Annotated in this window: 15 protein-coding genes and 1 pseudogene; 6 read left to right on the forward strand and 10 right to left on the reverse strand. The window is 39.6% G+C overall.

Annotated elements, in window-relative coordinates; genetic code table 11:
• The coding region (locus tag C2M30_RS20080) for a PKD domain-containing protein (protein WP_442792818.1) at positions 1-2668 on the forward strand (2668 nt) is incomplete at its 5' end.
• A gap of 53 nt (positions 2669-2721) precedes the next feature.
• Here the strand turns inward: C2M30_RS20080 and C2M30_RS20085 are convergent.
• From C2M30_RS20085 to C2M30_RS20100, 4 genes are all read right to left on the reverse strand, one after another.
• Positions 2722-5538 (reverse strand): TolB family protein, encoded by a 2817-nt coding sequence (locus tag C2M30_RS20085; protein ID WP_105173082.1) that lies wholly within the window; start codon positions 5536-5538, stop codon positions 2722-2724.
• A gap of 96 nt (positions 5539-5634) precedes the next feature.
• Positions 5635-7143, reverse strand: coding sequence for a PH domain-containing protein (locus C2M30_RS20090; protein WP_105173083.1), 1509 nt, complete (start codon positions 7141-7143; stop codon positions 5635-5637).
• A complete protein-coding gene (locus C2M30_RS20095; RefSeq protein WP_010561409.1) occupies positions 7136-7660 on the reverse strand; it encodes a PH domain-containing protein in 525 nt (174 codons plus the stop codon). Before C2M30_RS20095 ends, C2M30_RS20090 begins: the two co-directional genes overlap by 8 nt.
• 91 nt (positions 7661-7751) lie before the next feature.
• A complete protein-coding gene (locus C2M30_RS20100; protein ID WP_105173084.1) occupies positions 7752-8603 on the reverse strand; it encodes a D-hexose-6-phosphate mutarotase in 852 nt (283 codons plus the stop codon).
• A gap of 186 nt (positions 8604-8789) precedes the next feature.
• On the opposite strand from C2M30_RS20100, the gene C2M30_RS20105 reads away from it, so the two are divergent.
• From C2M30_RS20105 to C2M30_RS20120, 5 genes and pseudogenes are all read left to right on the forward strand, one after another.
• Positions 8790-9716 (forward strand): endonuclease/exonuclease/phosphatase family protein, encoded by a 927-nt coding sequence (locus C2M30_RS20105; RefSeq protein ID WP_158683604.1) that lies wholly within the window; start codon positions 8790-8792, stop codon positions 9714-9716.
• 172 nt (positions 9717-9888) lie between these two features.
• Positions 9889-10053: a hypothetical protein gene (locus C2M30_RS21895; protein WP_234004809.1), complete on the forward strand. Its 165-nt coding sequence runs from the start codon at positions 9889-9891 to the stop codon at positions 10051-10053.
• A 32-nt stretch (positions 10054-10085) separates the two neighbouring features.
• Positions 10086-10967, forward strand: a pseudogene (locus C2M30_RS20110) (DUF2157 domain-containing protein); the annotation flags it as partial.
• Positions 10964-11758, forward strand: a complete 795-nt coding sequence (locus C2M30_RS20115; RefSeq protein ID WP_105173086.1) for a DUF4824 family protein — start codon at positions 10964-10966, stop codon at positions 11756-11758. The pseudogene C2M30_RS20110 and the gene C2M30_RS20115, both read left to right, overlap by 4 nt.
• A 209-nt stretch (positions 11759-11967) precedes the next feature.
• Positions 11968-13665: an alkaline phosphatase D family protein gene (locus C2M30_RS20120; RefSeq protein ID WP_105173087.1), complete on the forward strand. Its 1698-nt coding sequence runs from the start codon at positions 11968-11970 to the stop codon at positions 13663-13665.
• A 347-nt stretch (positions 13666-14012) separates the two neighbouring features.
• Here the strand turns inward: C2M30_RS20120 and C2M30_RS20125 are convergent, their stop codons facing one another.
• The 6 genes from C2M30_RS20125 to C2M30_RS20150 form a co-directional block, all read right to left on the reverse strand.
• The gene (locus tag C2M30_RS20125; RefSeq protein WP_105173088.1) at positions 14013-15185 is read right to left on the reverse strand and encodes a hypothetical protein; all 1173 of its coding nucleotides are present in this window, start codon (positions 15183-15185) and stop codon (positions 14013-14015) included.
• Positions 15186-15245: 60 nt separating this feature from the next.
• On the reverse strand, positions 15246-15947 hold the full coding sequence (locus tag C2M30_RS20130; RefSeq protein WP_105173089.1) for a PIN domain-containing protein: 702 nt from the start codon (positions 15945-15947) through the stop codon (positions 15246-15248).
• Positions 15948-15956: 9 nt separating this feature from the next.
• Complete coding sequence (locus C2M30_RS20135; protein WP_105173090.1) at positions 15957-16583, reverse strand: hypothetical protein; 627 nt, start codon at positions 16581-16583, stop codon at positions 15957-15959.
• A gap of 122 nt (positions 16584-16705) precedes the next feature.
• A complete protein-coding gene (locus C2M30_RS20140; protein WP_105173091.1) occupies positions 16706-17998 on the reverse strand; it encodes an AAA family ATPase in 1293 nt (430 codons plus the stop codon).
• 26 nt (positions 17999-18024) lie between these two features.
• The gene (locus C2M30_RS20145) at positions 18025-24093 is read right to left on the reverse strand and encodes an ATP-binding protein (protein WP_105173092.1); all 6069 of its coding nucleotides are present in this window, start codon (positions 24091-24093) and stop codon (positions 18025-18027) included.
• A 14-nt stretch (positions 24094-24107) separates the two neighbouring features.
• A complete protein-coding gene (locus tag C2M30_RS20150; RefSeq protein ID WP_105173093.1) occupies positions 24108-24653 on the reverse strand; it encodes a recombinase family protein in 546 nt (181 codons plus the stop codon).
• Between the last annotated feature and the right edge of the window lie 304 nt (positions 24654-24957).

Here is a 24957-nt window from a genome sequence, read left to right on the forward strand (position 1 = left end):
TGGCGGGGGCTCGTCTGATAAAGATACATCGCCCAATCCCGATCAAGGTAATCGCGTGCCAACCGTTACTATTAATGGTGATAACAGCGCACAAGAAGCGAGCGTCGTAACACTTAATGCTGCGGCGAGCGATAGTGATGGCTCGATCAGCAAATATGCGTGGTCTATCACATCGGGTGAGAACGTTACTTTAAACAATAGCGATCAAGCTTCGGTCGATCTCACTTTGCCAGATGTAGATAGTGATACTCAAATCACTATTAGCGTAACGGTAACCGATAATGATGGCGCAACCGCGCGCGATGAACACACACTTACTATTGTCGATAACGCAGATAACCAAGCGCCGAATGTGGTAATTAATGGGGTTGCTGAGGTTGATGAGCAGAGCGAGCTTAGCCTTACCGCTACTGCCAGCGATAACGATGGCGAAATTGTCAGTTATTTATGGCAACTAATAAGTGGTGAAGGGGTCACGTTAAGCGATACCGATAAAGCACAAGTAAAAGTCACCACAACAGATATCGATGAAGATCAGCAAGTTACTATTGCCGTTACGGTAACCGATGATGATGGCTCAGTTGCGACTGCACAGCATCAGCTGCTAGTAAAAGCCAGCGCGCAAACGCAAGTATTTACATTGAAAGGTCGCGTTAATAGTGGCGCTAATTCAGCCGTAAATTTAACGGTTGGCGATCAAGTTTTTACAGCAACTACCAATGACAGTGGCGAATTCAGTTTGCCCGTTGAACTCGATGAAAGCTATAACTCACAATTGGCTAAGTTATCCGCACCCAGTAATTCGGTATTTTTTTCTGAGTTTAATTTCGTTTCGCAATTGCTGACATTAGGCGAGCTAAAGCAACGTGCTGGCAGTGATAATATATTAACTGATGATGAGTACTTTGCCGTTAACGTCGGTAATATATCAACGACTCTATATTACATGCTTGATGACAAAGAGAGTATTACGACCGCAGAGCAGTTAGAAAAAAATTACGGCAGAGTTTATACCGAGGTGCTAACAATGCGCGCAGGTGTGCTGCATATGTTACTTAACGGTAATCAGGGTGAAGCCTACCCCATACCTACAGGCGTTACAACACTAGAACAATTGTTTGAAAATGATGAATTAATTCGTGAGTTTGAACAGCGCATGTCTGATACCTATCCGGAAAGTATGGCTCACGGTCAAGTACTACGCTCTGAAACAATTGCTTACCCTGCAATTAATGAAACTAAGCAATTAGTTTTTTCACCACAGCTACCTTTTATGAGCGATGGTCGTCATTTTACGCTAAACCCAGATGGTACGGGCAGTACAGTACTAGAGAATGGTAGTAGTAGCGAACTTACCTGGCTTATTGATGAGCTAGGCAATTTAACCCTAGAATATACATCGCCCATTACCTTGATACATAGTGAAATAGTGATACATGAAGTGCAGTTAGTAACGACTGAATTTTATGCTTTTTTTCAGCGTGGTAACACAATCGAAGGGGTTGTAGCTGAAAGGTTTCGTATAGTCGATAAAGACGGAAATGTCGTTGATGACAATTACGGAAGTTTACGCCACGGCGGGTTTACAGAAAAGCGAAATGCAACCAAGTTATCCGAAGCGGATTTCTTAGGGACGTGGTTAATCGGTGATGTGTTCACTCCTGAAAATGCTATTTTGTCTGAGCCAGCAGTCGCTAATCTAATGGCGGACGGTTCTGCAAGCATTGAAGTGCCAATCACAGGTTTTTATACTAATAATGCCAAGTGGCAAGTGACTAATGGCAATTTAGAGATAATCTCAGGTAGTGGCGATAATGAGACTCGCTTTACTTACTATATTCTAAACAAAAACGAAATCGGTTATGCGTTTGTCGCAGATGTAACTAGCGGCGGCCAACAATTTGCACGTAATGGCATTATGTTGAAACAGCAAACTGCTACAGGTTTTAGCGAAAATGACATTGTAGGCCATTTTAAAGAGGTGACAGGGTATCGTCTTTATGGACATGAAAACTTAGTTATCTATGATGATCTGATTGCGCGAGAGGATATCGACGAGGATGATAGAGTTGCCCGTATTGATGAAAACGGTGTTTTGCGATTGGAAACGTATTTAGATAAAGATACTTCTACGCGATGTCGTTCAAGCGACAACGGGCGTTGCTACCTGTCGCAGCAAACGTCTTATCGTTTATTTGCTAAAGACACAAATCAGTATGTTGTATTGCGTACAATCGCACTGTACAACATTAATGGTGATCCTGGTTACGGCTTTAGTAATATTACTCGCATAGAAAAACAAGACGGCATCAATATTACGCAGTTTGACTATGGTATGTTGCACAGTTTGCGTGTAAGGGAGCACTTACCAAACGGTCAAGAAAATGATTATGACTTCAGTGAGTCATATGTCAGTGATGGGGAAAACGAACCTAGATATTCACTCAGCGTTAGCTATGCAAATGGTGAGTATGAAGACACACCATTCTATCTTGATAATGGTATTGCTTATTTCACATTAGCGGGCAAATCGATGCAAATGTCGCTTGAGCAGTTTGAGCGAGATACACTGACTGTTTGTTTGCATGAAGCGGGCGGCACATGTACCGACGCAGATAAAAAGCAGCTAGATATGCGTTGGAATGCCGCAGAAATGCCGGCACAATAATTAAAAAAGAGAGGCTTAGTTAAGCCTCTCTTTTTTTACTTTTTAGTCGGTTGCTACAGGCTATACCATAGACCAATCCAGCCCCGTACCTCATCTTGAATGGTATCGCCTTCAATTTTGGCAATGCCAAAATCAATATTAATATCATTTAATACAGAAGGTGCAACGGCAAAGTCGAATTGGCTATTTAGCTTAATTCCGTAGCTAGTGGCGAGTTCGCTGTTATTGAGCTCATGCTGAGATACATAAAGCCAAGGTGTATTTTGCTTAAACGCAAACCCAGCTCCAAAGCGCTGATAATCATCACTTAATGCGGTATAAAACGGTAGTTCATTAATGAGTGAGCGATCAGCTTGTGCTTCTGGCTTAATTAAACTGGACGCGAAGCCACCAATATTCATTAGCATGTCATCACGTTGTTTTGTTTGGTAATCAACGTAAAGTGGCATATTCCAAGCTTTACCGAATAGCGCTACGTTTGCATCAAAGCCTTGCCAACTGCCATGTGAGCTATCACCACTGTAGATACGTGCGGAGGCAGTTTGACCAATCGCAAATGTTTGCCAATCACGTTGCCAAATTTGATTCGCGCCGAGAGCAAGCCATTGGTTATGGCTATCACCAATATCTTTGTAGCCATACGCAAGATGACTATTCAATTTAAATGCCCCGTTGCGATAAGGGTAACTGGCCTGCAGATAGGCTCCGGTAGCGTCTTCCTCAGCAGCTAAGACATCAGGGTGTTGATATTGATTTGCGGCTTTAAGTTTATAATCAAATGCGTGTGCTAAAAATTGCCATTTATCGAGTTGATATTTCACGTCTAAATAAGCACCGTTTAAAGCATTTTTATTGTCGATTGCGCCACCAAATTGCCAACTCAACTTATTGAGCAGATCTTTACCTTTTACACCCACGTGTAACAGTGCAGTACTGGCACTATTGTATTGCTCAGCAAGTGTAAACGACATTGTTTGATTTGATGGTGAATAATCGCGTTGTGTGCCAGCCGTTTGCTGATAAATCTTAGCTGGCGGTAAGCTTGGTTGCTCTGCTTTATCGATTGTGGCTTTTGGTGATAATTCGCGCTCTGTTACTTCAGTTACGCTTGCATTGTCACTTAGTTGGTAAATATCAGGCCCCTCGGAATTCACAGCTAAATACAGTAAACCGTGCTGTTTGCTTGGCATTGGGTATTGTATAACTTGCTGCCCAGCGCTGAGCTGTTCTAACTTGTCTGATGCAAAGGTATAACGATAAAGATTTGTTTGACCATTTACCCCTGCAACATAGTAAATACTTTCGCCATTTTCGTTCCATTTAGGATATGACAAAAATTGGTAGCCCTTTGGCATTGGCACACTTACATCGTTATTTGATGTTAAATCTTTTACCCATAGTGCCCAATTTTGGTTAAGCTCAGTTTTAAGATAAGCCAGCTTGTTATTTTGGTATTGCGGGAAGTCGTAAACTGTTTGTAGTGATGGTTGGGTTAAATCGCTCATTTCACCCGACGTTAAATTAATTTTTACCAGTTGTGAGTAGCCATATTCAACACGCTCGGCATAAGCCGTATTGCTGTCAGCTAAGGTAAAGCGGCGCACATTAGCAAACTGAGTAAGTTGTTTAGTTTCACCAGTTTCGCTATTCCAGCTGAAGAGATCTTGGTGCAGTGTATTCATTTCGTTGTTAGCAACGCTAAATGCACCGTATACAAGGGTACTATTATCACGCCAAACTGGGTTTAAAATACCTTTGCGATTAATTGAGTTAAGGGTTTCTTTTGTTTCTTTTTTGAAGCTGGTGGGTTTGCTATTTGCAATGTCTTTTGCATCGTCTTCTAGCAGCTCTTTCTGCGCTTCTTCAAACTCTTTAATGGCGTCAGCATTTTCTTCTGTTGCATAAATTGTGAGCTTGGTATTGCCATCTTTGTCTTTACTAACAATGGCAATTTTATCTTCATCGGGTGACAGGCTCGGCGCTGTTTGAATGTAATTGAGATCAAACCAGCGTTTCGTTTCAAGTGCTGTTTGATTCGCTTCTTGTGTTAGTGCTTTATGGGTATATTCAGCAACAAAGCGACGATACAGTTTACTTGGCTTTTCAAGAAATACGCCGGTAAACGCACTATCGAAGTCACGTTTTTTAACCGCTTGCATACGTGTCCATACAGCATCTAATTGCTCTTTGCTGTAGTTATGTTCAAGCCATTGTAAAAAACGCACACCAACGAGATACGCCATAGAACCTGCCATATAGCCACCATCTTCTTCGCTTAGCTGGCTATAACTTGGCAAACTTCCTTCTTTAGCAAATTGCGTGATGAGCGATTCAACATAGTTATCGTGTAAACGGCCGCGGCCAGTCATTTGCGATTCAAGCAACGTTGCATAGCCTTCAGCAGCCCAGCGCGGTGTTGGGTTGTGAGCAATATCATAGGCGCTTGAGAAGTTACGTAGCTTTTGGCGCCACTCACTGCGTGTTGGCTGTGCTAAATGCACTAAGTGCACATATTCATGTAATACGAGTAGTTGCTGCCAGCCCGAACTATTTGAAATAACCGTATCTGATTGGGGTGGTGTGGCAAAAAATGCCATCATAGGGTCAACACTGCTTGGAATAGCAAAACCGTTTGACTGGTTATAAGGGTCGAAAACAATCACATCAACTTGTTTTTCTAAGACACGATTTTGCTGCTCTTTTACTTTTTCGCGAACAACCTCAAGTTCGTTGGCAGCTGATGTAGCCCAGCTTTGGTAAGCTTTCGGGAAATGAACTTTAAAGTTCTCAGTTTCAATGGTTTGCCAGTTATCGTTTGCTGAGGTTGCAAAGCTTGCGGCAACCATCAATGAGAGTAGCGACTTTTTCATATTATTTGTTCCTTTAATTTTATGCGAGCTAGCTTACTGCACGCATAAAACTAAAAAAAATAATAGTGATAAGCGGTTAATCTAAATTATTGATGGTTACATCCAGCGCTTTTTCGATGTCTCTGCCAGCAGTACTAGCCTGTTCATAAAGTCATTTACGTCACTTTGTGGTAAATAGGGCACGCTAATACCACCACTCGCTAACTGAAAGCGCAATGAGCTAAGATGTTGTTTGCGCATTGGCGGTGTTTGTGTGGTAGCAATTTGTTGAATTTTAAAGCCTTTAAACACTTTATAGCTTACGCCAATCAGCCCTTTTCGCGTGAATACTTGCTCTCCGTCAAAGTAAAAGCCAAAGCGCTTGTAGCGCAAAAAACTCAAAACCACACCCAGTAACAATGGTGCAATTAATACTGGCCACGCGCCATCAAGTAGTGGATTAAACAAAAAAGCACTTATGATGGAAATAGGCAGAAGCCAGTAAAGCACGAAAGTCTTGTAAAAGTAGTTAATGGCGATTGGCTGAAATGGCACATTAGTAATGTTTAACTGTTTATCCCAGCATAAATTCATAACATCGTTCACTTGGCTTTTTGTCAGTACAGGCACAATTAACGACTGCCCTTTTTTTACCGTATTTGCATGGCTGTTATTAATTTGTTTGCAGTTAATGGTGTAGCGTTTAAGCAGTTTTGCAATCCAGTTTTGTTTGACTTCAATTGACTGAATTTTACTAACGCTTAGCGACATTTGATGGCGCTCAAATAATCCTGAAATACGCTTTATTTTGTTGTTTTCTAAGCTAAGTTCATAGTTGTAAAAGCGAATAACTGCGCCCAGTACCGATGCGAATACAAACAAGGCAATACCGCTTAGAATAATGGTGGCACCCGCGGCCATCTCGGCATATTCATTATTGGTCACAAGATTATTAAAAAACAGTGTAAGCGGCGCGGCAAAGTCTTGTTTAATATAGTCAGTAATTTGCTCAGTGAAAGGCGCAAGTGCCGCTAATACTAAAAACATCATGCCTGACATTAAGCCAAACTTTGCCACTTCAAAATTCGCTAATGTTAAATCGGGCGACTGCGCAGCTTGTTGCGATTCGCTTTGTTGCTCGGTTTGCTCTGGCTTGGCTCGGTAATTAAATATTTGGTCACGCAACATATTTGCGTAGTGATCCGATACCCCCGGTAACACAACTTCTTGCTGGGCTGAGCCCGCAGCATCAAAGTGGCAGTTCACCGCTGAAAATGGTGAAAAGTAAAATGGTATTGCTAAATTAACGTTTTGTACTTTGGCAAAGTTAAGCGTGACGCGCTCTTTTTTAAATACACCTTTACGCAAAATAATTTCGTGGTCGGTAACTTTGTAGCGAAAATTAAAGTAATAAAGGGTCGCGTAAGTCACTAAAATCAATGCTAATACGCTGGCACCTGAAGCAAACCAAAACAGTTTATTCTCAACTTGGGTGACCCAAATAGCAAAGGCTGGCGCAATATTAATGAGTCCGTCTTTTACAAAACGCACGATAAAGTGCAGCACAAAATAAATAATCGCAATTGGCGACAGCTTTTGCCAAGTGGCTGTATTGTTATTACTCATCGTCGTGACGCTCACTTGCGGTGTTTGCCAAGATAAACTGTCTTAGTTTACTGGCGCGCTCTTGGCTTAGACCATGAATTTCGAGATCAGCGCCTGCACCGCCAGCGGTAAACAATTTTAACGTGGCGAGTTTTAGCTTGCGCTCAATAGGATTACGGTGGGTTTCAATATGTTGAACACGATTAAAAGGTATGGCGATGGTGCGCTGCCAAAACACTCCGCGTTTTAATAGTAGATCGTGTTCTCTCAGTGCGATAGATGTCATTGCGACGCTACGCTTGGTAAACCAAGCGACGTATAAGTTTATCAATACTAATGCACCTGCAACCAATGCGGTTATGATATTTTCAACTGGCGATAAAAAATAAAGAAAGATCACAACAGCGATACTTGCTGGTATTAAAAATACAAAGGTGCCAATTAGTGCTTCTTTGCTTGCCAGTTTATCCAGAGGTTTAAAATCTGCTTGGGTAAAGTCAGGTAGTGTTTGTTCGGAAATTTGATGGTTGCTAAACACGTGATGTCTCTTTGTTTTTATAATCTTTGCCTATTAAAGCAAAAAACTCAGCAAATGCTGAGTTTTTATGATTTTCGGCAATATAGCGTGATTAAAGCCAGCGCACAGTATGAATTAACGAATGGCTTTCGCCTGGTTGCAATGTCACTTTGTCATCCATCACGTTAGCGGCTTCTAAACACAGCATGGTATGGAACTCGTCATCGCGAAAGTTACTTAGGCGCTTTGATTTTTCAATCCACGGATTCCACAGCACACACGAACTTGAATTTTCACGGCCAACTTCAATAATACCGTCAGGCGTATTAATGGTTTGAACCAAAGGTGTGTTTTGATAAACCATATCGGTTTCACGGGCAAAATTCACAATGTCGTTTTGTGCAAATGGGCCTTCGCCAAACTCAATATAGTTAGCACCTTGCAGGCCATCGACTGTGGTGTTTTCAATTTCAGCGGTAGGGAAATAGGTATGCAGTGCTTGTGTTAACTCAAATGCAGCATTGCCAGTATTCGTGTTTACCAGCGCAATGTGCAAACTATCGCTTAGCGTGAATACGACTTTTAAGCTCGATTGATGTGGCCAGTATTCTGGATTTACTTGGCCCATCGGCAATGAAAAACTCACAACAATATTATTGTCGTTTTCTATCACTTCTTCTGCGCGCCAAAGCATAGTGCGGGCAAATCCGTGTTGCGGCCAACCGTCATTAGCACTCATGCCAAACCAAGGCCAACAAATAGGAATACCACCGCGAACGCCTTTGCCGACTTGATAGTCTTCATCTTGCGATACCCAAATTAAAGGCTTTTTGCCTTTTGGCGTAAATTCGGTAAGTTGCGCGCCTTGGAGAAAAATTTTAGCGCTGCAAAAGCTCGATTCAACTGATAGGTACTCTAGTCCTGAATCAGTATGCTTAACGGTAACAGAAGGAGATAAATTCATAAGGCATCCTTATAAAAGGGAACTCAATTTAATGCAGAAAACAAGATAACCAATGCGTGATCAATTAGCAAATCAGTAAATTTCATATAGTTCTAGTTAAACTAACGTCATCTTATCGCAAACTTCATGTGATTTAGTTATTTGCCTTGATATACTGAAATTCTTTTTCACAATATGAACACACACATGAAAAAATCTCTTATTGCACTTGCAGCAGTGGCAGCATTACTGGGCTGTCAGCAACAAGAACAGGTGTCATCGCCGAGTGTTGTAGCAAGTGATACTACTAATTTAAAATTAGTGAGCTGGAATATTGAGCATTTAGCTGACGAGATTGGTAAAGGCTGTAAGCCACGTAGCCAAGCTGATTACCAAGCGCTTGCAAGTTACGCCGCAACCTTAAATGCCGACATAGTCGCACTGCAAGAAGTGCAGTCAGAAAAAGCGCTTAAGCGCGTTTTCCCTGAATCACAGTGGCAGTATGTGGTTTCAAGTCGTGCCGATAACGAGGCGTATGAGTGTCGTGGTCACGATGGTTTGTTTTCAACGCCGCAGCGTACAGCATTTGTTGTTAAAAAAGGTATTAACTTCATCGCTCAAGATGACTTTAAAGCACTAGCCCTTGATAACCCAGGATTGCGCTACGGTACCTCAATTAGTCTCAATAATGGTCAACTAGAACTACTGAATGTGCATATGAAAAGCGGTTGCTTTGTTAGCGACTATCGCAAAGATACTAAAAAAGCCTGTACTACTTATCAGCAGCAAGGGCCTATTTTAGAAAAGTGGGTTAACCAGCGTGTTGAAAACAAGCAAGCGTTTGTTGTACTGGGTGATTTTAACCACCGTTTAGTTGACCAAAACAATCGTTTTTGGCAAGAGCTAAGTAAAGAAGACGGCGAGCGCATTTTATTAAGCAGTATGCAAAACTTAAAAAGTTGCCACCCAAAATACAAAGCGCCAATCGATCATATTATTACCGGCCCAATTTCAACTCAGTGGATTGTTGATGGCTCTCAAAAAGTAGACGCGTTTGGTAAGCAAGGCGAGCTAGATTACAAAGATATGTTAAGTGATCACTGCCCAATAAGTTTAACGCTATCAATTAAATAGTTGAAAAGAAAGCGCACGATAGTGCGCTGTCTTTTCTTTCTAACCTTTCTCTACTCTTCGCATATAAATAAACCTGTACACCCAAGCTAACATCAAACTGGTGTTATATTGCTTGTTTTTTAGCTACCAGTTGAGCCAATATAATACGTACATAACGTGATTGGGCTTTTACATGGATGAATCTCAACTAAATCAAGCGGATGCTCAGCAGAGGGTGGATCAGATACACGCCTTTGAATCTGAACTGGCACAATTACAACATGCTGGCGTGATCACCATGCCAGTTGAACAGCAACAGGCTGTTTTTCAGTATCATCAGCAGCTTTTACCCAGTTAGCCAAGCAATTTGACGTTGATACGACACCTCAGTCTAAGCACCTAACATTAGGTATGAAAATCGCTTCGCTGTTTGGTGCCTTGGCGATGGCGGTGAGCTTATTCTTTTTGTTTTATCAATTTTGGGGCTATTTAAGCACAAGTGTGCAAGTGGGTATCTTGGTTACTACGCCCATTGCATTGTTCTGTGGTGCGATAAAGTTAGCTGAAAATGAATCCCACGGTTATTTTGCTAAAATAGCGGGTCTGGTTGCGTATGCGGGGTTCGTACTTAACGTAATGCTGCTTGGGCAGATTTTTAATTTAACCTCATCGCCTAATGCGTTTTTGATTTGGGCCGGACTCGCCTTTATTTTGGCGTATGCTGTTAACGCGCGAGTATTGCTGTTTTTTGCAATTGTGAATGTGTGCAGCTTTATTGCAATGAAGGTGGGCGCATGGAGTGGCATGTATTGGATCAGTTTTGGCGAGCGCCCTGAAAACTTTATTGTGCCGAGTATATTGCTGTTTTTAGTCCCGGATTTTATCAATCAGCGTGCATTTAGTGGCTTTGCTGCAATGTATCGTGTTTTGTCTCTGATCATACTGTTTTTAGTTGTGCTTATTTTGTCAAACTGGGGTGGCGTAAGTTATTTCAATTATGATGATGACCTTGTTGAAGGCGTTTATCAAGTTGCTGGGTTTGCGTTAAGTGCAGCGGCGATTTGGCTTGGAATTCGTAAAGAGTGGTCGGGCGTTGTGCAAACTGGCAATGTATTTTTTGTGCTGTTTCTTTACACCAAGTTCTTTGATTGGTGGTGGGATTGGATGCCTAAGTATCTATTTTTCTTTGTACTTGGGTTATGTGCGCTGCTTGCATTATTGGTATTTAAGCGAATTCGTAAGTTAGCCAAACACACGAGGACAAGCGCATGAAAAAGTACTTAATTTGCGGTATCGCGTTAATTGTTTTTACCAATATTTTTATTTTAGGTGGTGTTTTTTATAATCGCTCTGGTGAGCCAACGGCACAGCTCGTTTTATCTGAACGAGAAGCACGCTTGCCATATTTATCTGGTTTTGAAAAAGAAAACTCGGGCGTAGGGCTTTCAATTTCTTGGCGTGCATTGGCAAACAAAAAAGACGAGCTTGCTTATTACAACAACCGCAGTATAAACCTAACCAAGCAGCAGTTAATAGCGTTAGGGTTTACTGAACTTGAAATCTCTGAAGATGGCTGGGCGCAGGAACGTACGTTATTTTTTGCCCTTGAATACAATGGCGAGCAATATCAAAAGTCACTAGCAAATGCGCAGAGTTATTATGAAAAAGCGCTTGCTCGTTTTGAGTTGGATACTAATGATGAACAGCTCAAATATGCCAAAGAGCGAGCCTCTGAGGCATATCAACAAGAGTTGCATCGCAATAGTCGTTTGTTCTTTTTAGAAGCGGCACAAGACTATAAAACACTTGCAACTAAATATGCAGCGCAAAGCAATATCGTTATCGTTAAAGGAAATGCGAAGCCCTACTTTAATGACTACAGCAAAGATCACTCTTTGCATTTGCGTGCGCTATTGGTGAACAGAATTAATGTACCTGCTCATTTCGTAGAAACCTTGGCAAGCTTAAAAACATCACGAGGACAAACAAAGCCAGACTATAGCGTGACGGTTAATTGGGGCAAACGTTTGGAACCTTGGATTGTAGATATACAGATCAACTAATACACAGTTTTAAAGCGTATATTTTATAGCTTGATAAAAGCGCAAAATACAGTGCGGCTGCAAAGTTACGGCAGCCACATGTTTATTGTCATTTTCTTGCCGCAAATGTGACACTTAACTGTAGTCAGTTCTCAATATCGGAACAGTATATTTTCTCAAGGGACTATTACGCATCGGATGCGCCAATTCACAACTGAGAAAATATAACAATGAAAAGAACAATTCTATTAAGCTTATTGCTGCCTAGCGCACTATTTGCTGCACCCGAAGTTCACTATCAAGAATGTAAAACAACCTTTGATTATGCGCTGGCAAAATACCAAGGTACAACCGACAAAAATAATAGCGGTAGCCAGTGGTGTTATTTAAAAACACCGAAAGACGGTGAAAGTTGGGGCAATGTGCGTACTGAGTCTATTCCTGAGTTTAAAACAGTTTCAGGTAAAACGTGTTTAGCGCCATCTAGCTATCAAGGTGAAAAATTCTATGGTTGTACTACTCGCAATCATTCATCGCCATGGTGTTATGTTGCTGAAGGTGACTGGGAAGAATGTGACGCGCTAGCGCCTGAACCGCTGTTAACTCATACACAACCACAGCAAAGCAAACGTTTAGACAGAGTAGCATTAGGTAGCTGCTTTAAAACCAAAGGGGATATGCCAGCAGCGTTAGCACGCTTAATTGGTCATCAACCTGACCTATTTTTATGGTTAGGCGATAACATTTATGCCGATACCACAAACATGGCCTTAATGCGTCAGAAATACAATGATAAAAAGCGCAACCCTGATTATCAGCAGTTTTTAAAGGCTAACATCCCAGTTATGGCAACATGGGATGATCATGATTTTGGGCGCAACAATGATGGTAAATATTATCAAAAACGTGCAGAGAGCCAGCAAGAATATTTACGTCATTTTGACGTTGAAGCATCGGATCCGAGGCTTAATGGTCAGGCGGGTATTTACGAAGCTAAATTGCTCGGACCAAGTGGTGAGCAAACTCATGTGATCACACTTGATGCGCGATATTTCCGTTCACCCACTTTTAGTAATTATGGCACCTGCGAAGGTGATAACAGCACGATTTTGGGCGAACAACAATGGCAGTGGCTTGAAGCAGAGCTCAATAAACCGAGCGAAATTAAAATTATTGCCAGCGGTATTCAAGTATTACCGCCGCTTCACAAAGGAAGAAGCTTAAATAGCTACTGTGCATATGGAAATGGCAACCAGTTTAATCAAGCGATTGCTAATTTGAATGAAGAAGCGATGTCTGGTACCAGTTACGAATCATGGGCAGAAATGCCCGCTCAGCGAGAAAGGCTCTTACGACTTGTGCAAAAGTCGGTAAATGCAGGCAAGACTAAAGCAGTGATTTTCTTATCAGGCGATCAGCACTGGGGTGAATTGTTACAAAAAGAGATACCGGCTAGTCCAGAATTTGGAGCGCCCGTTACCGTATACGAAGTGACTGCATCAGGCTTTGGTCAAAATTGGCCGTATCATATTGAAAACCCATTGCGCTTGCCGATTTATGCCGATTCGCAAGGCAACGGTGATTACTCAAAACAATGCAAATTACCTTACAAATATGCGCTGGTTGAATACCAAGGGTGTATTACACGTGATCACGATAAACCTTGGTGCTATACCGAAGTGGATGAGAACGGCAAAGGTATTGAAGGGGCGTGGGGTAACTGCGCACCAAGCGGTGCTGAAATTCCAACCGGTAAAGTTGGCGTTGTGAGTAGCAATATTAGCTCACTAACAACGGGTAATCGTCATTTGATTAATAAGTCGGGCAGCAACTACGGCATGCTTGATATAGATTGGCAAAAACGAGAAGTAAAACTGTCAATTCAAACAGCCAAAGAAGTAGCCGTTTCTACGATAGTGACGTTTTAATACTGCATAAAAATGGCAATAAAAAAGGCGCTAATGCGCCTTTTTTTGAATGTAAAAATGCTTACTCGACTTATGGGACTCTCTTTACCGTAAACAGACTCCGAATATCGCTAGATGTAAGGGTTTCAGGAGACCAATTTTGAGCAAAGCAAAAAAAACGTAAACAAAATTCCTTTTTTAAAGCGATTTATCTTAGTGTTGTTTACGCTTCGGTACCTGATTAGTTAAGCTCTATATTCTCGATATCGTTTCCGTCACTTAGTACAAAAAAGTAAGTTTTTAACTATAGTTGATTTTATGCAAGCCGATGTTCGGACAACGAAGCTAATCACAACAGTCTATGTACGTTAACAATCAGTTTTTTCAGCTTTAAGGATGTCATCTGCAAACTTTTCAAAAGCCTTTGAGTAAATTTTACTCCGTTCAGTTAGAAAGTCACTTCTAGCTCCCGATATTGCAAATTGATAAACCATCAAAGAAGCCATGTCATGAGCATTGTCTTTTCCAGATTCAAATTTTCCCCCGTTATGAACAGAACCTAACCTTTCAGATAGTGCTGAAAACAGGGCATCATCATACGTTATTGCTGAGGTTATGACGGGAGAGTTTAATGCTGTTTGCGAGGTCAAATTGGCCCTAGTAAGTAGATCTATATCCGCAAGTCCCATTAATGATCCTTTCTTTATTTTGAACAGTTTTGAAATGCCCACATTCTTGTCATTCATAAATTTGCGAGCTTTTTTCTGATCTTTGTTTTGCTCGAACATTTTTCTTTCAATTGTGTTCATGAGTACCCACTTTACATAAAATGGATCTAAGTAGCTCAATTTAATATTTGGAACACTATATTCAGCAACAGCCATGGGAATTCTTATACGTCCATTCTGTTGCTCAAAATTGATCTTCCAAGACTTTTCGTTTATTTGATTTAGGGCGTTTTGAATGTTCTTTGAGTCAGCATGAAGTAGCTTTGTTTGTTTTTTAATCTCTTTGAGTGAGCTGAACCCTGTATGATAGGTAGGTATACCAAGCTCAATAGCTACATTTTCACTTATCTTTAAAACTTTTTTGTAGTCAGAAATATTTGAAATAGGTAATTGTTCATTTAACTCATAAAGTACAGCTGGTGTTATGCATAACCAAATATTAGCGTGTGCGTAATCTTCAAGAAAGCACAGTAATGCTTTAGTCGCTATGAATCTAACTTCTCTTTGACGATTATTCTTTGCGGACAATATATCTTGAATGACATTAGTATCCAGAAGGAGGGTAAATCTATTTGCCTCTATTAGATAATAATGCATAAACAACTGCTGCTTTAATAAGCTCTGTATAAAGGCCACTTTCTCTTCTTCTGTAGAGCTTAAAAGAAACTCTTTTACTTGCTCCGATCTCTTAGACTTTTGAATTAATATTTGATTTTCAAAGTCGCTGGTGACTCTCATAGCAAAGACTGTACTATCACTAGTATTTCTAGATTTTTTAAAACTAAAAATAATTTTCTCCTTTTGCTCCTGCAATAAATAAAAGCAAGCCTAATTAACCAACTAAAAGTATATTTATAGTGAAATTTTTAAAGGCTATGTGGTAGTTAAGATCGAAGAGGCCCATGATAAATTATTTACAAATTTTACATTCAAGCTAGATAACTCTGTGTCAATTGGCTGGCGTAATTTGTTTGGCTCTCCAAAATCGGATTTGTTTGAGCTTGAAAACACTATATCTTTACTAAATGAAGCCACTCTTAATTGTCTACACAGTTCAAGGTAGTGTTCATAAATAGTACAGTCCTTTGATTCATCTTTCCCCAGAGCTGAGGGGGCAATATTTTGTACAACTCGCCCCATAGCTCTACCAGCACACTCATTGTCTAAATCTATCACTAAAGCTTGTTGTTGTAATTGCTCAGATAACAGTTTTAGTTCATTGTGAAGACCGTACTCACTAGGTTTTCTCGTATAGTTAAATGTTCCGGACGCTGGAAGTTTCGATAGCGTGTTTTGGAACTGAACAAGGTTTTTATCTAGTTTTTTTAAATGTTTTTCTACTTCCGTATAGACAGTTTCTATATTCTCTAATAGTTCACTTTGAACTATTTCACTTATGATCATCCAAACACTATTCTGATTAAGAAAACTTTGAGCTGCAAATATTGTGTTCACATCTGCGCCTTCCCTTGAACAAGTGCGAACTAAGTCTAAAAGAACGCATGTATCTAATAGCAATACAGGTCTTGGCTCTTGCATTATTTTTTGGCTTAAGTCTGACAAGCTATACTTCATAACTTGCCCCTACTTTAAATATTCAAGAAGTTCAATTGAATACTCATAATCACATGCGAGCTCTATAGATGAATTTTCACTCCAACCATCTTCAACCAAAAACTTTTCTAACTGCTCAGGTGAGATTTTATAGCTTGATTCAGCAGTTAACTTTATAAATTCAAACCACCGTTTTTTATCAAGTGGGTGACCATGACCGGTTGATTTATTTGCCAATCTAGAAAAAGATCTGAGAGCCTGAGCGGCTTCTGAACACACTAAATCTTCTAGCTCTATTGTTTCTTTTGATAACTCTATATTTAATTTGAATTTTTTGTCCGCTTTGGATAGTAATTCGCTACAAAATTTCCTTTGTATTTCATTATATTCAGAAATACTCAAACGATTTGTCATAACAGGAACGATATTAGATGTGTATAAAGTATCTTTTTCTTTTTCAGCTAACCACAGACTTGAGTGAACCTCATCGTTAAGCATATAGTTGAAACAGAACATCATACCATCTGTAAATTTGGTTACGTCATGCTCTTTACTAAAGTCTCTTTGCCAGTTCCCAGGCTGTTGACCCAAGTAATTTATAAATTCTTCAATATCATTTTTATTTATCGTTATCTTTAAATCTTGAAATTCTTGCATTTTTCTTCTCGCTTTATATTTTGAATACCTTATGAACGCGCACTTGTATTATGTTGAGTCTCCATAGTTTGAGATGTCAAAGTTTTCTTTTAATAAAACTTACGGTGACAATACCAACACAATTAAACCATCCAAATTTTTCCCTCTATTAAGGCCTGGGGTATATCAAAGTCATAGTCTTTACAAAGAGGGTGATTGCTTAATGCATGACGAAGAATCATCAGTGCTTCGTAAACTTCTTGCATTAAACCTCTTTGCTCTTGAACAAGAGATTTATCATATTTATTTTCTGTAATGCTATGTGCTGGCGATTGCCTTTGTTTTCTAATTTTTTTAAATACAGATATTGCAAAGTCCCATGGACTCCAATCTGTAGAGTTATAATTTTTTCTAAGCCACTCGTCTAGTAGTTGAATTGTTCCCTTTGGGACTACTTGCACCTTCCCATCTCGCCGTTCAATTTCTTGCTCTAAGTGGAGTTCGCCCTTAAAAAATTTCTTATTGATGTTGTCAGACATGATCTTGTCTAATAAATGGATAAATGATTCATACTCTTGTATTGTCGGCCTTAAAAGAAAGGCAAATTCTTGTGGCTTACTTTCTAAATATTTACCGAATTCACTTTTAAATAAGTTGGGCTTCCCTATTTTATTGACCATTGCATTGATGATTTTTTGCTCGTATAGCACGGCATCGAATACTGAGATATGAGTGGGCCATCTCCCTAGAATTTGCGATCCATAGAAGTCGGGATGGACTTTTAATTGTTCTTCAACGAGTTTTGATTTCCAAATATTTTGATGTTCTTGACTTAGGTCTGCTACATCACTTACAAATGCGGCTAGATATCTGTTAAAATCATCGTCGTAAGCTATGCCAAAAGCTTTAAGTAATATCTTATCCTTTTCCTGTGTTGATTCTGACAAATAATAGTCATCTTTTATACATATCCTACCTCCAATATCGTTGCACTCGTAAAAGTAACGAGGATCTCGTCGATAAAAGTCTAATAACTCTAGATCAAAGAATATAATCTCTAATTGACCAATTCCCTCAGCAAGCATACGTTTAAAGGGGCTATCAGACCATTGCTCTGAAGATAACTTGGCCTTTGCTAAAGATTTTGAAGGATACACGCACGTGTGATGTATATTATCTTCTTTAATTGCTGATAATTGTTGTAATTTATCTGGAAATCCTTGTCTTATTATGTGTGGATTCATCTCAAAATCAGACGATGTAACCCTAAGTCGATCTTCTTCTATTCCTCTTGATAGCAATATTGAGAGATCTAAAAAAGTTATACTTAATTCATCAATTAGATTAGATATACTAATGCCATTAAAGTCGCCTGAATTAAAATAGTAATCTATGACTTTTTCTTCTAATTCTCTTAGCGAAGTCAAAATTTTCATTTATTAAGTTTCCATTAGATTGGTGCTTACACATCACTGCTCTTTATTAACGAAATAAGCTTAAATTCGCACCCAAACATATCTTTTAACTGATTATAAACATCAGGTCTCACAATAATGTCACAGCCCTGAATACTGGGAGATTCGACATCAAATTGCTTGCCTTGTACCCACCAATGACGACAAACCAGAATCGGCTCTCCCTGACTATTTTTCCATTCAAACTTTTCACCAAAATTTGGAGGCACTACATCGAGAAGCATCAAAATTTCAGGTGGAGGTACTAATAAAAACTGATTCCCAAACCAGTCTCTGTGCTTACTTAAGCCAATTAGTGGTGTCCAGAAATCATAAGGCCTCTGATAAACTTCAACTTCTCCTTCACACCACCACAGCGAATTATCATCCAGTGGCATAAAAGGGAAGTGCATGTCTCGTGATGATTTTTCAAGAGGTGTGACCGCCGCACCCGAAAATAAGGTTAATAGCTCTACGGGCCTAGAAAAATCATGTTGCCCTTTTAGATATTGCTTTTCTATACAACCTAGTTGTATCCAACCGTTATATCTTGAATCGCCTGAGACTTCTTTGAGTTCACAATGCCCTTGGGCTAATTCGTTAGGTAATTCCCAATTTGGGCGAGGAACTCTGCTGTTCATTATCGCTAAATACATTCGCAGGTCAGGCAGCATTTGTTCGACAAATAACTGTTGATCATTAGAGTCTAAAATATTTACAAATGAACATGCTTGATCATTTAAGACCGAAAAAAATAATTCAAATTGCCAAAAAACGATTTCTACGGGGGGGTAACCTTTACCATCTCTACCCAAAGATAATTTTAGTCTTTCACGAGTTCGTTCAATATTTGCACCTAACCGCTCTATAGAATGGAATTGTTTCCACATTCGCTCTGCAAGCGTGTTATCAATATCGCACAACCACTCTAGCGATTCATTTATGTCGTAGTTAAAAATAGAATTAACCTCGTCAGCGGTGCATTCTGGTAAGTTTTTAACATCTGTTGGCTGTACATTGTTATTGAATGAAAAATCAACATTTGCTCTTTTAAGTAAGGCTGATGCTAAAACTGATACACTAAAACTTTGTGAGTTAGTGTAATTAATCAACGTGTCCTTAGAGAGGTTAGTTATCAAGTAAGGAGAAACTTCGCAACTAATAAGAAGATAAAGTACCAATGATTGATCTGTTAATTTGCTATCTCGACATAACCACCAATTCAAAGGTCTACTAACCGATTCTGGATGATGAATAATGGCTTGCATAAGACTGTTAAGAGCTGAAATTTTTCTTGAAACTCTCGGTTCCAATAGCCTAGCAAGTAATAATAAAACAACTCCTTCATTTACATCCCAATGTATCCTTTCAGATGCCCTGAAAATAGCAAACCACGTATTCTCAGAGGTCAAGGGGAGTCGCCTTGATATAACTTCAAATGCCTCTTTCCAACAGTCAGCAGCTATCTGATGATTTCCCCATTCAGAAATCCTAAGCATCAACCCTTTAGTAATGCCTGCTCCATAATCTGTATTTCTCAGCCTGTAAGATACTTCTTCAGCAACTGTTCTTTCGGCTAATTCTTTATCTAAGAGAATACCTTTCTCTAAAACTCCCTTATGATCTTCGCCGCCAAAACTATACCAACCACCACCTCCTCTGGATTGAGTATAAGCTAGTGCATATGCAATAGACGCGAGAGAATTTAATCCGCTATTTTCAAGTGCCTCAGCTAAATAAACAATTGGATGCACCTTAACTGAAAAAAGGGAGACTTCTCGGGCAAAAAAATAAAGTAATCTTTTGGCTGAGGCATGATCTTCTGCGCTAGTTAGCTCATCAATTTTGTAAGATAAATAAATGGAAAGTTTGACAAATACTTTGGATTCATTGGATTCAGACAATTTACCTATATTTCTAATACCTCGTATAATTTCAGCATGTGAAGGATTTTCGGGGAAAATAGGATATTCGAATGTTAAGCCTAAATTAGTAGGTAATGTTCTTCTTTTCGGAGTAGTCTCCTTTTTCTGAGTTTTAGTTTTGAGATCTTGGCTGCATTCTATAAAAATGTTGTTTTCTACAGCAGCGCTTTCTACTGCCTTGACCGCACTTTCTTTATAGTTTGTAGCATCATTTGCTACTTCAGCTGCTAGTTTAACTAACCGTTTTTGCGCCATTTTCGGTGTTAGTAATGCTACCGAATCCAAACGCTCTCTAGCTACTTTTTGCCCCTCATTTTCATATTCAATTTTGAACGGGATAGTTTCCCAAAGGCCATTGACAAGAATGGGGAATGCTTTGTTTTGAAGATGTTTAGCAACAGATTTTAATGCCGATATTGTTGGCCAGCTTTCAATACCCTCTTCTTCAGATATTGTACGAGCTAGAACTACAATTGCATTGACGGGATCTATTTCCAGAAAAGCATCAAACCAAGCATTTGGGATGTGGTTAGTTGAACGCTTGTCAGTATGGCGAAGAACTGCACCAATCAAAGGTTGAACCTCCTCAAGTGCTTCAAGAGCTAACTGAGAGCCAATATTACTTAATATAGGAATCGTCTCTACGATATCGAACAGTGTAATATCTTTTCGCCATCCATACCCACTTAAATAAGTTCCTACTTCAGCCCAAGATTCTAGCGCTTTTTCTTTCTGATTAGTTTTATGCTCAATAAGCGCCCTCTTCATCGAGTATTGAGCGTGAGTTGAGTAATAAGAACCTCTGTTATTCAAATACTTAATTTCATTTTCAATCGAAGTAAATACCATTTTTCCTGTTACTTCAGAGGTCGCATAAGGAAGAAGTATATCTATAAAGGTTCCAACAGATATTGGGCCTCCATCTTCTTGATCGAATCTCGTGGCGGTACTTGAGCTAACATTTTGAATTATTCCTAAAACTGAACGCCATTCATCCTGAGTTTTTATCAGAGACAGTCCAAGCTCCAAACTTTCCTTTATTAAACCGTGAAGCTTATACAAGTCACATGCTCGGGGATTACCCGAAAATGGATTAACATCCTCATTAAGGAGTGAGAAAATGTAACAAATATCATATGGCTCATTTGAACGCTTCGCTGACTCAGCAATCACTAGTTCAAGTACATATCTTAACCAACATTTGTACCAACCAATTCCTTCCAATCGTTTTAACTCACCTTTGACTAAAGCTTTCCCTGAGTTGGAGAATGCAAGTGTACGTAAAGTTGATATCCAACTATTGACGTATTGAGTTTCAGGGAATCCAGAGTCGATTCCTAAGTCAAAACTTGAGGGTGTAGGAGTACTGTTCCAATCGATTTGAGGTGTCGAACCGAATTCTATACACATTGAAGCGATAATAGGAGAAGATGTAATTAGCTCATTAGCCGTATCCGATATAATTTTGGCTGTGTTTTTATCACCTTTTTCTTTGTAACTATCCGCTATACCTAAGCGAATAGCTATACTTATAATCGCACTCTTAGAGTCAAACCTCTGTGCTAATTTCAGTAGTGTATTCTCGTACCCATTCCTAGAAAAGCGCCACGATACACAACGTATAAAATGAAATGCGGGCTCATCGATATTACTCAATAAATACTCATAAAACCTGCGTAATATCGACCATACTCGCCCTAAACTTATCTGCCCTTGTATCTCTGCGAGGTTAACCTCATTTTCCGAAGTAAGTTGTTTGTTTGTGTCAAAATGTTCCCCGTAAATTGATTCTCCAACATTGTCTCCCAGAGCGAGGTATTCTTTCCAGGGAGCAACTCCTCCAGAATCATCGACAAACAGACACGCTAACAAACCATCTTCACGAGCTAAGGTGGGCTTCCCATCAAATAGTAGTCGTTCAGCTAAGTTAACTTCACCAAATAATTGGCCATATGCAAACCAAAAGTCATCCCAAGTATGACCTTCATCAAAGCAGGTTGATAATGCTCGCCTAAGTTCTGAACAGCGGACAATTATTGGCCAATTGCATTCCCTGCCAGCTACATCTGCAACAATTGCAATATTCGATTGGATAGCTTGTATTGGATGGCCATGGCTAACACTAGTAGCAACAAACGAGTGATCTATTAATCTATATATTTCGTTATGATTCTTAGCTCTTCTCAATGCAGGAAGTAAGAATCGATAGCTTTTGGAACTTTGATAAAATCCGATAGATTCAAGCCAATCGATAACGGGAGACAATACATTATTTAAACTTTGTCCCTTAGCTCTCATTTCATCCAGCATGAATCGTCGAAAGCTTTCATGAAAAATTCGAAAACCTCCCTGAGCGCTAATATCCGTCAGTATTGGTGAGAGGGCAGTTAAAGCTTGAGGGATGTATGAAGATATTATGTTTGGAACAATTTCGGTCAACTCTTCTCTGTTGACAGCAAAATCAATTACTCCAAAAATATCTGCAATAGCTTGGGCTTGCTCCGCAATTTTTTTATATAGATATTGATAATACACTGCAATGTCGCCATTGATAGATGGTGACATTTGTAACCATTCTTGCGGAGTGTCATAACTTCCACTTTGTATCGCCGTTGTAAGCCCTTTGCATAAATACCTTACATAGAGTGGGTTACCGTCACATTTTTCAGCAAGATGTGTCAGAACTTCATCTACCGTCTCATCAGCTACGATTCCGATAGATGCTAATGACCGAACTACACCATGTAGTCTTGCTAAAACTTTAACCTCATCACTATTCCAATTAGGTAGATTATATGTAAATACATCATTTTCTTTTCTAGAAATTATTGGTTCTAAATGTTCACCAGGCTGTGAACCTATAATGACTTTTACCCCTTTGGGGAGTGATAGAGTGGATAAACGCTCTATAATGTCAGTGTCATCGTCACTGAGTGTATTTGATGAAGTTTTAACTCTAGATATATGATCCAACCCATCAACTATGAGAACAATCTCTTGCCCTAATGTAGATGCATTTTTTAGTGCCAATTCAAGAGTCTGTATATCTGCTGAAAGCCGATTCAATTCTTGACTTAACTCTGGTAATACTTCATATAACTCAGCAATGATATTTGCATAAAATACATCCGATGTTACTCTGCGTTCAATTAATTCATCCCCAGGTTCTAGATAGCAGTAATGACGCGCTACTATGAAATCAGGTGAAAGCTCTTCGGCAAGAGATGTTAAATCCCATGATTTACCTGCTCCTGGAGGTCCTGTTACGATGTGGAAGCCATCTTTGGAGATCTCACTTCTAATTTTGTCCCTAAAAGCAGTACGGTTGAAAAAATGATTTTTATCTAATGGAAAAGCTTGTGCAACTCGACCAAAGTCGGTTCTAATCTCTAAGCTTTTAATCACTTCGTTAGGGAATAAAGTAGCTTCCTGTGTTCTAGCCAGTGTTGCTAACGAAACGGCTAAGGCAGCAACATCTTCACTTTGTCTTCCTGTGTTAGGGTACTGACCGATGCCGACGTATTCTTGAAGCATTTTTAAAACAGCGTTTTCTAAGGGGCCAGGGTGTAAAAGGTTAGTTGACGCAAGAGGTAGGTTTAATTCAATAATAAATTTGTCGCAAAAAACAACAAAATCATTTCTATCAAATTCGACTGCTGTATCTATTGAGCGATGGAGAGGCGTCCAAATAGGTTCTTCCCCTAGTGGCCAAATTTTATCTGCATTTAGCTTAAAGCTTTTAACAATAGTGCCGTCAAATGTTGGCTCTGTGATTATCGGTTCAATTAAATTAATCAATTCGTCGGAAGAGCTCGGCGGTTGCCAAGTAGCGCATAACCTATACTCTTTAACTAGGTATGGACTTCGAACATGAGTTAATAATAATCTATCAATGCGAAGTGTCGATTGATTACCTGTAAAGTCGTTTTTTTTAATTGCTCTTGAAGCATCTGGACTAGATTTAATTTGTTTGCGAAATACATTGCCTGAAACAACAACTTCTAAATCATCTAATCGATCATCTTCAACCTGCTTCTTATCTACTGTAACGCTGTCACATTTTCCAAGAGTACTTTTTATAAGAAAATATGCAGTAGCTATATCTTGGTAACGGTAACCTGCATGGGCTGGCTTTAAATTCCCTTTATTCATTGATTTCCTTAAAACTATTTCAGAGCTTTGTTTAACGTTGGCCGACTTACATCAAAATGCCTAGCTACTTCAGCTTTGGTCATATCTGGATCGAGCAACATAGCGTGTGCTTTTTTTATATCAGCAGGTGTTAGCTTTTGCTTCCTACCGCCTTTACGGCCTCTGGCTCTCGCTGCTTCAAGACCTGCTTTAGTTCTCTCTGATATTAATCTACGTTCAAATTGAGCTATGGAACCGATCATATGAAACGCTAGCTCACCCACAGCCGTTGTTGTGTCTATGTTTTCATTGAGGCTGATAAACTGAACCCGCTCAGATTTAAAGCCATCAAGTAATTCAATTAAGTCCTTTAAACTCCGACCAAGCCTATCTAGTCGCTGGACTATTACTACATCATTAGCACGTAGCGCATCAATCATACGTTCAAATTCCGGTCGTTGCTTTGATCTACCACTGCACTTTTCTTTATATATACGTTCGCAGCCCGCTGCTTTTAAAGCATCAAGCTGGGCGCTTTCTGATTGTTCGTCCGTGCTTACTCGTGCATAGCCGATTCTCATTACTATCCTAAAATAAAGGTAGGTTAACTTTACATTGATTACTTTACGGATTGTTTTACGTTTGAGCAAGCCAATTGAAATATATAAAGCGGCGTAATCATAATAGTAAACTAACGACCGTTTGATTTACGTTTGAATGTTATTCACAAATTAGTAACGCTCCATCCCGATCACGAATAAGCCTTGATTGTAATATTGACTGCCTGTTATGCCTTGATTCTGATCTGCATATTTAAATAAGGCTTCATTCCGATCACAAATAAGCCTTGATTGTAATATTGACTGCCTGTTATGCCTTGATTCT

Origin of the sequence: Pseudoalteromonas sp. T1lg24, from assembly GCF_002964745.1 — a bacterium.
In the GTDB taxonomy this organism is placed as follows: domain Bacteria; phylum Pseudomonadota; class Gammaproteobacteria; order Enterobacterales; family Alteromonadaceae; genus Pseudoalteromonas; species Pseudoalteromonas spongiae.